At 41.8% G+C, this 12,495-nt stretch carries 14 protein-coding genes; 13 read left to right on the top strand and 1 reads right to left on the bottom strand.

Annotated elements, in window-relative coordinates:
- Positions 1–22 precede the first annotated feature (22 nt).
- The 6 genes from mnmG (at position 23) to LC091_RS19990 (ending at position 6,461) form a co-directional block, all read left to right on the top strand.
- Positions 23–1,912 carry a tRNA uridine-5-carboxymethylaminomethyl(34) synthesis enzyme MnmG gene (mnmG, locus tag LC091_RS20015; protein ID WP_226683779.1) on the top strand — a complete coding sequence of 630 codons (1,890 nt, stop codon included), beginning with the start codon at positions 23–25 and terminating at the stop codon, positions 1,910–1,912.
- 27 nt (positions 1,913–1,939) lie between these two features.
- Positions 1,940–2,656: a 16S rRNA (guanine(527)-N(7))-methyltransferase RsmG gene (gene rsmG / locus LC091_RS20010; RefSeq protein WP_088020054.1), complete on the top strand. Its 717-nt coding sequence runs from the start codon at positions 1,940–1,942 to the stop codon at positions 2,654–2,656.
- 119 nt (positions 2,657–2,775) lie between these two features.
- Positions 2,776–3,621, top strand: a complete 846-nt coding sequence (gene noc / locus LC091_RS20005; protein ID WP_226683778.1) for a nucleoid occlusion protein — start codon at positions 2,776–2,778, stop codon at positions 3,619–3,621.
- A gap of 457 nt (positions 3,622–4,078) precedes the next feature.
- Entirely contained in the window at positions 4,079–4,840 is a 762-nt protein-coding gene (locus LC091_RS20000) for a ParA family protein (protein ID WP_010197875.1), read from the top strand.
- Positions 4,833–5,684 (top strand): ParB/RepB/Spo0J family partition protein, encoded by an 852-nt coding sequence (locus tag LC091_RS19995; protein WP_226683777.1) that lies wholly within the window; start codon positions 4,833–4,835, stop codon positions 5,682–5,684. The genes LC091_RS20000 and LC091_RS19995 overlap by 8 nt, the downstream gene beginning before the upstream one ends.
- Before the next feature lie 69 nt (positions 5,685–5,753).
- Positions 5,754–6,461 (top strand): DUF554 domain-containing protein, encoded by a 708-nt coding sequence (locus tag LC091_RS19990; protein WP_226683776.1) that lies wholly within the window; start codon positions 5,754–5,756, stop codon positions 6,459–6,461.
- Between the two features lie 47 nt (positions 6,462–6,508).
- Here the strand turns inward: LC091_RS19990 and yyaC are convergent, their stop codons facing one another.
- Positions 6,509–7,144 (bottom strand): spore protease YyaC, encoded by a 636-nt coding sequence (yyaC, locus tag LC091_RS19985; protein WP_226683775.1) that lies wholly within the window; start codon positions 7,142–7,144, stop codon positions 6,509–6,511.
- A gap of 100 nt (positions 7,145–7,244) precedes the next feature.
- Here yyaC and LC091_RS19980 point away from each other — a divergent pair, with 100 nt between their 5' ends.
- From LC091_RS19980 to rpsR, 7 genes are all read left to right on the top strand, one after another.
- Complete coding sequence (locus LC091_RS19980; protein ID WP_226683774.1) at positions 7,245–8,258, top strand: YkvI family membrane protein; 1,014 nt, start codon at positions 7,245–7,247, stop codon at positions 8,256–8,258.
- A gap of 87 nt (positions 8,259–8,345) precedes the next feature.
- A complete protein-coding gene (locus tag LC091_RS19975) occupies positions 8,346–9,230 on the top strand; it encodes a mechanosensitive ion channel family protein (RefSeq protein WP_226683789.1) in 885 nt (294 codons plus the stop codon).
- A 26-nt stretch (positions 9,231–9,256) separates the two neighbouring features.
- Entirely contained in the window at positions 9,257–9,454 is a 198-nt protein-coding gene (locus tag LC091_RS19970; protein WP_060665641.1) for a DUF951 domain-containing protein, read from the top strand.
- 250 nt (positions 9,455–9,704) lie between these two features.
- Positions 9,705–10,805, top strand: a complete 1,101-nt coding sequence (gene ychF, locus LC091_RS19965) for a redox-regulated ATPase YchF (RefSeq protein ID WP_226683773.1) — start codon at positions 9,705–9,707, stop codon at positions 10,803–10,805.
- A gap of 278 nt (positions 10,806–11,083) precedes the next feature.
- Positions 11,084–11,374 (top strand): 30S ribosomal protein S6, encoded by a 291-nt coding sequence (gene rpsF / locus LC091_RS19960; protein ID WP_226683772.1) that lies wholly within the window; start codon positions 11,084–11,086, stop codon positions 11,372–11,374.
- A 45-nt stretch (positions 11,375–11,419) separates the two neighbouring features.
- A complete protein-coding gene (gene ssb / locus LC091_RS19955; RefSeq protein ID WP_226683771.1) occupies positions 11,420–11,935 on the top strand; it encodes a single-stranded DNA-binding protein in 516 nt (171 codons plus the stop codon).
- Between the two features lie 70 nt (positions 11,936–12,005).
- Complete coding sequence (gene rpsR, locus LC091_RS19950; RefSeq protein WP_010197852.1) at positions 12,006–12,245, top strand: 30S ribosomal protein S18; 240 nt, start codon at positions 12,006–12,008, stop codon at positions 12,243–12,245.
- Positions 12,246–12,495 lie beyond the last annotated feature (250 nt).

The raw sequence follows: 12,495 nt of genomic DNA, 5'->3' as shown, positions 1-12,495 counted from the left end.
CCTAGAATAGGAGGGAACACACATGGAATATCATGCAGGTTCCTATGATGTAATTGTAATTGGTGCAGGTCATGCAGGTGTAGAAGCAGGCCTGGCAGCAGCTCGTCAGGGAGCGAAAACGTTAATGGTAACCATCAACCTGGATATGGTTGCTTTTATGCCGTGTAATCCATCTGTAGGCGGTCCTGCCAAAGGAATCGTCGTGCGTGAAATTGATGCGCTTGGTGGAGAAATGGGAAGAAATATCGATAAAACACATATTCAAATGCGTATGTTGAATACGGGTAAAGGTCCTGCGGTACGTGCATTGCGAGCACAGGCCGATAAATTCCTTTATCAGCATGAAATGAAAAAGACCATTGAAAATGAAGAAAATATCACTTTGTTGCAAGGGATGGTCGAAAAGTTAATCGTCGAGGACGGTGTGTGTAAGGGTGTTATCACGCAAACAGGTGCCATCTACGAATCTAAGACGGTCGTAATCACGACAGGAACGTTTCTTCGCGGAAAAATTATACTAGGAGAACTTCAATATTTAAGCGGTCCAAATAACCAACAGCCTTCTATAACGCTTTCCGAGCATTTAGAGGAGCTTGGGTTTGATTTGGTACGCTTTAAAACGGGAACACCTCCACGTGTAAATAGTGCTTCCATCGACTACAGTAAAACGGAAATACAACCGGGCGATGAAGTGCCGCGTGCATTTTCCTATGAAACAACCGAGTACATTACAGATCAGCTACCTTGCTGGTTAACCTATACTAGTGCAGAAACTCACCAACTTATAGATGATAACCTTCATCGTTCCCCGATGTATTCTGGGATGATTAAGGGAACCGGGCCTAGGTATTGCCCGTCTATTGAGGATAAAGTGGTGCGGTTCAACGATAAGCCTAGACACCAGATCTTCCTAGAGCCAGAAGGAAGAAATACGCAAGAAGTATATGTGCAGGGACTTTCTACAAGCCTGCCGGAAGATGTACAGCGTAAAATTCTTTCGACTATTCCAGGCCTTGAAAATGTCCGCATGATGCGAGCGGGGTATGCCATTGAATATGATGCCATCGTCCCAACGCAATTATGGCCGACACTTGAAACAAAAAGAGTTCAAAACCTTTATACAGCAGGACAAATCAACGGGACCTCGGGGTATGAGGAAGCGGCCGGGCAAGGGATCATGGCAGGTATTAATGCCGGAAGACGTGCCCTTGGTGAGGAAGATCTTATCTTAAGCCGTTCCGATGCTTATATCGGCGTATTGATAGACGATTTGGTGACAAAAGGAACGAATGAGCCATATCGTTTGCTTACTTCTCGTGCGGAATATCGTTTGCTTTTGCGTCATGATAATGCAGACCTGCGTTTAACGGAAATCGGTCATAAAATCGGGCTTATTTCCCCGGAACGATTTGCAAAGTTTGAAGCGAAAAAACAAGAAATCGAAGCAGAAAAAGAACGTCTGCAATCTATCATCATTAAACCGAATGAACAGGTTCAGACCATCATCAGAGAAGCTGGCGGCAGCGAGCTGAAAGACGGCATCAGGGCAGCAGACCTTTTGAAGCGTCCTGAAATGACCTATGATCATATTCATCAGATGGTTCCAGCTGATAAAGAGCTTGCTCCAGATGTTGCAGAACAGGTGGAAATTCAGGTGAAATATGAAGGGTATATTCAAAAATCCCTTCAACAAGTGGATCGCTTGAAGAAGATGGAGAATAAGAAAATACCAGAAAACATTGATTATGATGACATCCACGGACTTGCAAACGAAGCAAGGCAGAAGTTAAAAGAAGTACGTCCTTTATCTGTTGCTCAGGCATCCAGAATATCAGGAGTAAATCCAGCGGACATCTCTATTTTGCTTGTTTATTTGGAACAAGGTCGTATCGCCAAAGTATCCAACGAGTAAATCCAACGATAGAAAGGATACGAACACATGAATAAAGAACAATTTATTTCCCTGTTGGAGGAGAAAGGGATTTCCCTTTCTTCTCAACAGCTTTCTCAATTTGATACATATTACAAGCTGTTGGTCGAATGGAATGAAAAGATGAATCTTACTGCCATCACGGACGAAGAAGAGGTTTATCTTAAACATTTCTATGATTCCATTACCGCATCGTTCTATGTTGACTTGAACCAAGAATTATCTCTATGTGATGTGGGAGCAGGGGCCGGTTTCCCAAGCATTCCTCTGAAAATATGTTTTCCAAACTTAAAGGTTACCATTGTGGACTCTCTGAATAAGCGAATTACATTTTTACAGAATCTTGCTAATGAGCTTGGTTTGAAAAATGTTCATTTTGTTCATGACAGAGCGGAAACATTCGGAAAAAATGCGGACTATCGCGAGAAATTTGACCTTGTCACGGCAAGAGCTGTTGCACGTTTATCGGTGCTAAGTGAACTATGCCTGCCTCTTGTTAAAGAAGGCGGTATGTTTGTGCCGATGAAAGCTGCGGCCGCTAGCGAAGAGCTTGAAAAAGGAAAAAAAGCTTTGCAAATATTAGGCGGAAAACTAGAAAAGGTGCATTCTTTTTCATTGCCTTTAGAGGAAAGCGAAAGAAATATCCTTATCATCAATAAGATTAAATCTACACCTAAGAAGTACCCTCGTAAACCAGGTACACCTAATAAGCAACCATTAGAGTAGAAATACCCTTTGCATGTAAAACGTGTTTCATGTGAAACATTTTGATCGGAAAAACAGGACTTATTAACGTGAAAAGCGAATTACGTTAATAGGGATTCTATCCATAAGGTGGTGGAACTATGAAGTCTCCGTTCTCTCGTTTTTTTGGAATTGGCGAAAAAGAAGAACAGGAAATAGTAGAAAAGACTGATCATGAAAAAATTATGCAGGTAGCTGTAAAGGACATTGTTCCGAATAGATACCAACCACGTACTGTTTTTGTAGATGAAAGAATAGAAGAGTTATCTCTGACCATCCGGACGCATGGAATTATCCAACCTATCGTCGTCCGTCAATTTGATGAGGGTAAATTTGAGATCATTGCTGGAGAACGCCGTTGGAGAGCGGTTCAGAAGCTAGGATGGGAGACCATACCTGCCATTGTAAAAGAATTTAACGATGCAGAAACAGCCTCTGTGGCTCTTATTGAGAACCTTCAACGTGAAGAGTTATCGGCAATTGAAGAAGCAATCGCTTATTCCAAGTTGTTGGAATTGCATAGTTTGACACAAGAAGCTTTGGCACAGCGCTTAGGAAAAGGGCAATCTACTGTGGCAAACAAGCTACGTCTTTTAAAGCTGCCTTCCGAAATTCAAGATGCACTTCTTCAGAAAAAAATCACGGAACGTCATGCACGTGCCCTTATTCCGTTAAAGCTTCCGGAAAAACAAGTGGCTGTTCTTGCTGAAATTTTGGAAAAGCAATTGAATGTCAAGCAAACAGAAGAACGCGTGGTAAAACTGCTGGAAGCTGCAAATCCAAAACCAAAGGCTAAACGGAAAGCCTTCAGTAAAGACATGCGTATTGCGATGAACACGATCCGCCAATCACTTACGATGGTAAACGACAGCGGCATCAAGCTCGACTCTCAAGAAGAAGAAACCGAAGAATATTACCAGTTCACAATCCGCATACCGAAAAAATAATTCCATTCCAAGGATGGCCCTCGCCGTTATTTATCAAACCTAGCAATCTAGTAAACTTACTAGTCGCTACAACCAGATAAGTAATAAGCGAAGCCATCTTTTTTTGCATCCAAGCCTATTATTTCCCGAGAAACATTCTTCGACATTTTCCCCCACACCCTCTTCCCAATAATTATTCTCAAAAACAAGTTAAATTTCAGTCAATTCATGATAAAATAAATGAGAAACGAAAAGTCTTGTTAAGTAGAATCTTTAACTATAAAGTAGTTTCTAGCTGGTAATTGGAGCAAAAGGCGAAGACTCCTGCGGGGGAGTAGCGGCAATGTTGAGACCCCGCAACGAAGTGAGGAGGCTCAAGGTCGCCCCGCGGAAAGCGAAGCCATTTGCGGAAATTAACAGCGGAGATCTACAGACCAACGAATAAAAAGTATGTTCTTTTCTGAAGGCAGGTGACAGCATGGGCAGAATCATTGCTATTGCTAACCAAAAAGGTGGAGTTGGAAAAACGACTACATCCGTTAACTTAGGTGCTTGTTTAGCCTACATTGGTAAAAGAGTGCTTTTAGTAGATGTGGACCCACAAGGAAACGCCACAAGTGGAGTGGGAATAGAAAAAGCAGAAGTCCATCAGTGTATTTATGATATTTTAGTAGAAGATGTGGAAGCAAAAAAGGCCATCCTCCCAACAAAGGTAGAGAACCTTTCCATCATCCCAGCAACCATACAACTCGCAGGTGCTGAAATTGAACTAGTTCCAACTATTTCAAGAGAAGTGCGTTTAAAGAGAGCATTAGATGATGTGAAGCATCTTTTTGACTACATAATCATCGATTGTCCCCCATCTTTGGGCTTATTAACCATCAATGCTTTAACAGCTTCTGATGCAGTTGTGATTCCGGTACAATGCGAATATTATGCACTCGAAGGATTAAGTCAGCTATTAAATACGGTAAGACTCGTACAGAAACATTTAAATAAAGAACTTATGATTGACGGTGTCTTGCTTACCATGCTAGATGCCAGAACAAATTTAGGTATTCAAGTAATTGAAGAAGTGAAAAAGTATTTTCAAGATAAAGTGTATCGAACCATTATCCCTCGTAATGTTCGTTTGAGTGAAGCGCCAAGCCATGGAGAACCCATCATTATTTATGATCCGAAATCACGTGGAGCGGAAGTTTACTTAGAATTAGCAAAGGAAGTGGTGACACATGGGTAAAGGATTAGGTAAAGGCATAAATGCGCTGTTTCCTTCTATTGAAGCTTCCAAGGAAGAAGCCGTTCAGGAAATCAGTATCAAGGAAGTACGACCAAACCCCTACCAGCCCCGTAAATACTTTGAGCCTGAAGCAATACAAGAATTGAAAGAATCCATCCTGCAACACGGAATCCTTCAACCGATTATTGTTCGCAAAAGCATCAAAGGTTACGAAATTGTCGTTGGGGAACGACGTTTTCGAGCTGCAAAAGAGGCAAAACTGTCCAAAGTTCCTGTAGTAATCCGCTCATTAACCGAACAGCAGATGATGGAACTTGCTCTATTGGAGAACTTGCAACGAGAGGATCTTACACCGATTGAAGAAGCTGCTGCCTATCAATCCTTGATGGTAAAACTGGAACTGACTCAGGAACAGTTAGCTAGCAGGCTTGGGAAAAGTAGGCCACATATCGCAAATCATATTCGTCTATTATCTCTTCCAAAATCTGTTCAAGAGCTGATGAATGATGGAAAACTTTCCATGGGACATGGCCGTGCATTATTGGGACTCAAAAGGAAAGAAAAGTTAAAAGCGGTCATTGATAAAGTGCTGCAAGAGCACTTAAATGTGCGTCAGTTAGAACAATTGATTCAGCAGTTAAATGAAAGTGTTCCACGTGAAACGAAAAAGGATCCTGAGGAAAAGGATATCTTCCTTAAGGACCACGAATCAGTATTGCGGGAGCGTTTTGGTACTTCTGTCTTTATCAAACGCACGAAAAACAAAGGCAAAATTGAGATTGAATTCTTTTCTGATGATGACCTGAACAGATTATTGGAGTTATTAGCTCATACAGAAGAATAAAAAGCAGATCACTTCATGGTGGTTTGCTTTTTTGGATAGGCGTTACTTTAATAGAAATGGGGCTTTAGAGTGGTTTTATTAGGAACCATTGTTAATGGTATATGTATTGTGCTCGGTACATTTATAGGGAAAATTTTCACACGTATTCCGGAAAATACGAAAGAAACGGTGATGAAAATTATTGGACTTGCGGTATTTTTACTTGGAGCACAGATGGGTTTTAAGAGTAATGAATTTTTAATTGTCATTATTAGTCTAGTAGTAGGTGCTGTAATCGGCGAATGGATCAACCTGGACCGAAAGCTGAACAATGTCGGCAATTGGTTGGAACGTAAGATGGGGTCAAAACAGCAGGGCTCCGTATCAAAGGGGTTTGTAACGGCAACGCTCATCTTTGTTATCGGAGCAATGTCGGTTGTCGGTTCATTGGATAGTGGACTTAGAGGCGATCATCAAGTGCTGTACACAAAATCTATCATTGACGGTTTCACTAGTATTGTTCTGACCACGACTTTAGGAATCGGAGTCCTGTTTTCCGCCATCCCGGTCATGATTTATCAAGGAAGCATCGCCTTATTTGCTACTCAAATTGACCGGTTTGTCCCAACAGATTTATTGGAGTTACTCATTTTTGAGATTACCGCTACCGGTGGGGTTATGATTATGGCGATTGGTATGAATATCATAGGTGTCACCGCGATTCGAGTGGCTAATCTGCTTCCAGGAATTTTAGTGGCCGCCGCACTTGTACTTATTCAATACTTTTTTATCCTGTAAAATATATCTTTCTTGCAAGGTCGATTCTCTATTGGTCGGCCTTTTTTCTATTCTTGCGTTTGAATGAATGGCGGTTCAGTTTCCCTGGCAGCAGATGAAAGGAAATTTTTCCGTTCAATGGATCTATCTAATTCTTGAATGGATTGTGCCACAACAGTCGCCATTTTCATCACCAGACTTAATCTCGTATTCTGTAAAACGAAGAACTCCATGAACCCACTAACATTTACAATTCCTGTAATATGAATATCTCCTACTGGCGGCAAATCTTTTTTGACTCCAGCCCCCGGCATCACAGGGCCATCCCCTATCGTAATTTGACCAACACTTTTCAACCTGCCAAGACAAGCATCAATCGCAATGATAAAAGGAGTAAGGTGTTTTGTCTGAATATATGCAAGCTTCTCTTCTAGGTTAACGGCATGAATAGGATCGTCCAAGGTTCCATATACATGAACATTGTCAAGCTTTATATCATGAAGCTTTGTACCGACTAGTGGTCCCAGAGAATCTCCTGTTGACCGGTCTGTACCAATGCAAACAATGACGATTGGGCGGTACACAAGGCTTGTAGGAAGGTTGGAGTGTAAAGTAAGTGCAAGTTCCTTATATGCATTTACTTCATCATGAGCAATACGAATATTGCCTCCCTTCTTCTCAAAAAAATTAGATTTAAGATTCATAGGTTCCACTCCTTCTTAATAGTAGTAACAGTATACGACTATTTATGGGAAACTATACGTCCACTTTTTTAATTTTTGGATATTTTAGGGGGTTGCATGTATGTGGAAAAGCGGGTTTCGCTGGATGTTTTTAATATTGGGTACAGTGATTGGCGCAGGGTATGCATCCGGCCGGGAACTTTGGCAATTTTTCGGTTCGGAAAGCGGACTAGCCATTCTTTTATTTACCCTTTTCTTTATCATTTCGTGCTATGTGATCCTGCAAATCAGCAGCAAAGAGCAGTCTGAACATTTCTCCCCCGTTCTAAAAAAGCTTGTCGGAGAGAGAGCATCGTATTTATACAATATAGTAATGGTCGTTTACTTATTTACTACGACAGTCGTGATGCTTGCAGGAGGTGGAGCGGCATTACAGGTCTTTTCTATTCCATATTGGGGCGGAATTGCGATCATATGCTTCTTATTGATTGTGTTGTTTGTTTACGACGTCAAGGGGATGGTAACGGTAAACGTGGTGATTATCCCAATCATTGTATTGACCTTAGCTTATGTGCTGATAGATGCCGTGCTAAACAGCCCGGATGCTATTCCCACTTCCGTCTTGAAACAAAGCAATTGGCCTGCAGGATTCACCTTTACAGCATTGAATATCCTTCCTCTTGTTGCTGTTTTATCTGCGATTGGGAAAGAAGTAAAAGGCAAAGGGGAAATTATCATTGCCAGTGTAGGGAGCGGGGTCATTTTGGGAGTCATCTCGCTTTTTTATAACCAAACGCTTATTTTGGTACAAAGTAAGCTTGGTCTTTTCGAAATCCCTCTTTTTGCCATCATTCAGAGCTACCCATTTTATATGCTATTCTTCATGACCATCTTGCTTTGGGTCGCAATCTATACCACGGCGGCCTCCGGGTTGCTCGGGTTAGTGACGAGATTTCGAAATGTCGTTCCAATTCCGCTTTGGCTTATGTGCTTATTATTCATTTTATTAATGGTTCCCTTCACCGCAGTGGGCTTTTCCGTCCTCGTAGCAATACTTTACCCGCTATTTGGACTAATCAATCTCTATCTGCTCGTTTGTATCCTACTTTATCCGATTAAAAACCGAGAAAACTAGTAAGGGAACACTTCTTTTGTTTTAGTAAAATAGCAATTTCTGGGGAATCTAGGAGTAAACAATTGAAGAGAACGAGGTAAAATGAATATGGAATGGACAAACCGCGTGCTAAATCAAATGAAAGATTCATTTTTTAATGAAGATCTTTGGGTTTTGATTGGGGAAGGATTGCTCAAAATCTTTCTGATCATCCTTGTAGCAGGTATGATTATAAGAATTGGAAAAAAACTGATTCAAAACTTTGTGAAACTAAGAGAAAAAGGGCCAATTCGTATATCGGAACGAAGAGAAAACACCCTTCTGAAACTATTGCAAAATGTATTAACCTACGTGGTTTATTTTGTCGCTTTTATTATGATTTTAGAAATAGTTCATATTGATGTTAGGGCACTGTTGGCCGGAGCCGGAATCGTCGGTCTTGCTGTCGGCTTTGGGGCACAAAACTTGGTAAGGGATATCATTACAGGCTTTTTTATTATATTCGAAGACCAATTTTCTGTCGGGGATTATATCCGAACAGGCACATTTGAAGGGTATGTGGAGGAGATTGGCCTTCGAACCACGAAAATAAAAAGTTGGACAGGGGAATTGCATATATTGCCTAATGGCAGTATTGTAGAACTAACGAATTTCTCCATTCATAACAGCGTTGCCGTAGTGGATGTAAGCATTGCGTATGAAGGAAAAATAGAAGAAGCGGAGCGAGTAATTCAAGAATTGCTTGCAGAAATGCCGGGAAGATATGTGGAAATGACAGAACCACCAGAGCTGCTTGGCATTCAAACGTTAGGCAACTCCGAGGTTGTACTCAGGATCACATGTGAAACTGTGCCGATGAAGCATTGGTATATCGGACGTTCGATTAGGAAGGAAGTCAAAAATCGTCTGGATGAAGCGGGAATTGAAATTCCTTTTCCACGCCTGGTCCTCTATAACCGGGAACCAAAGCAAAACGGGCATGCTTCCAATTAAGCTAGAAAAATAGGGAGTGTAGAAACATGACAGATAAAGAATTCGGATTAAATGATGTAGTAGAAATGAAAAAAGCACACCCATGCGGAACAAACAGATGGAAAGTAGTACGAATGGGAATGGACATCCGCATCAAATGCGAAGGCTGCGACCACACCGTCCTCATGCCGAGAAAAGAATTTACAAGGAAGATAAAGAAAATATTGGTAAGAAGTGAAGAATAATAGTTCTCCAGTATCTAGCTGTTGATTGTAGCAAAAGGCGAAGGCTCCTGTGGGGGAGAAGCGACAATGTTGAGACCCCCAAGCGTTGTGAGGAGGCTCAAGGTCGCCCCACGGAAAGCGAAGCCATTTGCGGAAATCAACAACGGCTGTCAAAGCGACTGGAATTCAAATAAACTTGTCTTTTCCTCCCATTCTATCTATAATTGTGGGAGGTTTAAATATGTGTTAACGGAAGTTAGGAGTGGATAAAATGGCTTTAACAGCAGGTATCGTTGGTCTTCCAAACGTAGGGAAATCAACGCTTTTTAATGCAATCACACAAGCGGGGGCGGAATCTGCCAACTACCCGTTCTGTACCATAGATCCGAACGTAGGTATCGTAGATGTTCCAGATGAGCGTCTGCAAAAATTAACAGAACTTGTAAATCCGAAGAAAACAGTACCAACACACTTCGAATTCACCGACATTGCCGGTATCGTAAAAGGTGCCAGCAAAGGAGAAGGGCTTGGAAACAAGTTCTTATCTCACATCCGTCAAGTAGACGCAATTTGTCACGTGGTTCGTTGTTTTGCTGACGACAATATCACTCACGTATCTGGTGGAGTAAACCCGATTGATGATATCGAAACTATCAACCTTGAGCTTATTTTAGCTGATTTAGAGTCAGTAGATAAGCGTCTTGAGCGTGTAGCAAAATTGGCGAAACAAAAAGATAAAGAAGCGGTATATGAGCACGAAGTGCTTGTGCTTGTAAAAGAAGCGCTTGAAAATGAGCTGCCGGCACGTACAGTAGAAGTAACGGACGAGCAGGTAAAATACCTAAAAGGCATGCACCTATTAACAAGCAAGCCTGTCCTTTACGTAGCAAACGTTGGCGAAGACGATGTAGCCGACACTTCTGACAACGAATATGTGCAACAGGTACGTGAATTTGCTGCAAAAGACAATGCAGAAGTTATCACAGTTTGTGCGAAAATCGAGTCTGAAATAGTAGAACTAGATGCAGACGAAAAAGCAATGTTCCTTGAGGAGCTAGGCATTAAAGAATCTGGTCTAGATCAACTGATTCGTGCTGCTTACAACTTGCTTGGTCTTGCAACCTACTTCACTGCAGGTGTACAAGAAGTTCGTGCATGGACATTCCGTACAGGCATGAAAGCTCCACAATGTGCGGGTGTCATTCATACCGACTTCGAACGCGGATTTATCCGTGCTGAAACAGTATCCTATGAAGACTTACTTGCAGCAGGCTCTCACACAGCTGCCAAAGAAGCAGGTAAAGTCCGCCTAGAAGGAAAAGAATACATCGTAAAAGACGGAGACGTTATCCACTTCCGCTTTAACGTATAAGATTTGTTCGAAAAGAGAGGGACTTTCCCTCTCTTTTTTAGTTTGTTGGTAAGTTCATGCCAAAATGAGGCATGTTGATGCCGAAATGCATCGAGTTCGTGCCAAAATTATGTGAGTTCGTGCCAAAACGAAATTGCACCCTCTTTCAATCGTTCTATTAGGACATGTTGCAAAAATCCAGCCCCTCTGGTATAATCTTAATTTGTGAGTAATGATTATTTATAATTGATTGCTCCTTGCCCACCAAGGGCCGCTTAGACCAAAAGGAGGTGACTGTGATGAACAAGTACGAAATCATGTATATCATCCGTCCAAACATTGAGGAAGACGCTAAAAAAGCTCTTACAGAACGTTTCAATACGATCCTAACTGACAACGGTGCAGATCTATCTGAATCAAAAGAGTGGGGCAAACGCCGCTTAGCTTACGAAATCAATGATTTCCGTGACGGCTACTATATGCTAGTAAACGTAGCTGCTGAGCCAGCTGCAGTTCAAGAGTTTGATCGTCTTGCTAAAATCAGCGAAGACATCATCCGTCATATTGTTGTTAAAAAAGAAGATAAATAATAGTTGTCCTCTTTATGGACGTCGTCTCAAGGAGGAGTGGTTCTGATGTTAAATCGCGTAGTATTAGTAGGTCGCTTAACGAAAGACCCTGAATTGCGCTATACCCCAAGTGGAGTGGCGGTTGCTACCTTTACATTGGCAGTCAATCGTACGTTCCAGAATCAGCAAGGCGAACGCGAAGCTGACTTCATCAACTGTGTTGTCTGGAGAAAACAAGCTGAAAACGCAGCAAACTTCCTGAAAAAAGGTAGCTTGGCTGGAGTGGATGGCAGGTTGCAGACACGTAATTATGAAGGCCAAGATGGAAAACGTGTGTACGTAACGGAAGTAGTGGCAGAAGGTGTTCAGTTCTTAGAACCTAAGGGATCCGGTGGTTCAGGAAATGCATCCCGTCCTAATCCAAATCAAAATCAAGGCTATGGTTCATCACCTAACTTTGGGTATGATCAGAACCAACAGCGTAGCAATAACAACAACCAAGGTTATACTCGTGTTGATGACGACCCATTTAAGAACGATGGCCAACCAATTGATATATCCGATGACGATTTGCCGTTCTAATTCTAGAAGGAATCGTTTTATAAAAATGGCTGCATAAGCCGAAAAATCTAAAAAAGAAGAGGTGAATAAAATGGCAGGAGGACGCAGAGGTGGACGTAACAAACGTCGTAAGGTTTGTTATTTCACAGCTAACGGTATCACTCATATCGATTACAAAGATACTGATGTACTAAAGAAGTTCGTTTCTGAGCGTGGTAAAATTTTACCTCGTCGTGTAACAGGAACTAGCGCTAAATACCAACGTAAATTAACGATCGCAATCAAACGCGCTCGTCAAATGGCATTACTACCATACGTATCTGGTGAGTAATACAGCCGTATAAACAAAAGGAAGGCAGTGAGAGAATATCTTGCTGCCTTCCTTTTTGCTAGTGGTTTAAAAATAAATAAGATTCCCCCCCTGTTGCCTGAAGCGCAAGGTGAGAGACTCCTGCGGGGGGAAACGGTAGCTTGAGACCCCACAGGCGAAGCCGAGTTATCATGAACGAAACTAGCTCCTTACTCGTAAAATCGTAGGTTAATTTGGTTAGAATGTTTACTGAAAAAAACAAACCAAATCA

Origin of the sequence: Sutcliffiella horikoshii (genome assembly GCF_020524325.1) — a bacterium.
GTDB classification, from domain to species: domain Bacteria; phylum Bacillota; class Bacilli; order Bacillales; family Bacillaceae_I; genus Sutcliffiella_A; species Sutcliffiella_A horikoshii_D.
Note: the sequence above shows the minus strand (reverse complement) of the source record. Positions and strands in the feature narration are given on the sequence as shown.